The sequence below is a fragment of the Nocardioides sp. CPCC 206348 genome (genome assembly GCF_048654705.1).
GTDB lineage: Bacteria > Actinomycetota > Actinomycetes > Propionibacteriales > Nocardioidaceae > Nocardioides.
The window spans coordinates 1-1,231 of record NZ_JBMCZA010000161.1; the positions used below are offsets into that span (position 1 = coordinate 1).

A 1,231-nucleotide genomic window follows, 5' to 3' on the forward strand; every position below is an offset into this window, starting at 1 on the left:
CGGCAGCGCGGAGTCCCCCTGGCTCGAAGCCGACGACACCTTCGCCGACGCCACCGACCTCGAGACCGTGAACCAGTCCGCCATCCACGAGTACGCGGGTCACGGGACCTTCGTCGCCGGCGTCATCAGCTGCATGGCTCCCGAGACCAGGGTCGAGGTCGAGGGGGTCCTCACCCACGGCGGCGCCGTCTACGAGTCGGCGATCTGCCGGCAGCTTCGCGAGGCACTCGAGGATCCCGATCACCCCGAGGTGATCAGCATCTCCGCCGGCACGCACACGCGCCGGGGACTGGCCATGCTCTCGTTCCTGATGCTGGCCGAGAGGCACGAGCTCGCTGGCCGCAGCGACGTACTGATCGTGGCGGCCGCCGGCAACGACGAGAGTGACGAACCCTTCTGGCCCGCCGCCTTCGAATGGGTCGTCGGCGTCGGCTCGGTCGACCCCGACAAGAAGGTCTCGGACTTCTCCAACTACGGCAAGGGCTGGGTCAACGTGTACGCCCGCGGCCGCGACCTGGTGAACGCCTTCCCCATCGGGACCTACACGTGCCACGAACCTCCGAACGAGACGAAGGTCCGCCACTTCAAGGGCCTGGCCCAGTGGAGCGGTACGTCGTTCTCGACCCCGATCGTCACAGGACTGATCGCGGCGGAGATGCGAGCGAACCGGACGCCGAACCCCATGTCGGCCCGGGACGCGTGGGACGCCGTCCTGAACACGGCGATCGACCACCACGACACCCGCATCAACGAGGACATCAAGATCGTGGGTCCGCTGACCTGAGGCCCGGGGGTTTCGAGGCTCGCTGCGCTCGCACCTCAACCACCGGGCGACTTCGCTGCGCTCGCACCTCAACCACCGGGCGAGCTACAGGGTGACCCAGGGGGTGGTCAGCGACCACTCGCCACGCGTGACCTCGAACCGCACCGACCCGGGCCCGACGTCGGAGAACCGGAAGAACCCGGCGGCGTCGGCCTCGACGGTCACGTCGTCGGCGTCGGGGCGGCGCAGGACGACGACGGCCGGACCCCTGTCCGACGCAGCGGAACCCTCGGCGATCACCTCGCCGAGGACCTCGTCCCCGTCGATCTCGATCTCCAGGACCAGGCCGCTGCGACCGAAGGACAGCGACCGCGGTCCCTCGGCGGCCGAGCGAACGGCAGCCCCGGCCTCGAGGGCGGAGTCGTGCAGCAGCTCAGCCAGCTCGGTGTCGATCGTGCGCCACGTGAA

2 protein-coding genes are annotated in these 1,231 nt (G+C 69.5%); one reads left to right on the plus strand and one right to left on the minus strand.

Going from position 1 to position 1,231, the window contains the following annotated elements:
- Nucleotides 1–784 (plus strand): S8 family peptidase (locus ACOADB_RS11695; RefSeq protein WP_378598396.1); only part of this gene is annotated, 784 nt, incomplete at its 5' end.
- A gap of 84 nt (nt 785–868) precedes the next feature.
- Here ACOADB_RS11695 and ACOADB_RS11700 read toward each other — a convergent pair.
- On the minus strand, nt 869–1,231 hold a 363-nt coding region (locus ACOADB_RS11700), incomplete at its 5' end, for a hypothetical protein (RefSeq protein ID WP_378598398.1).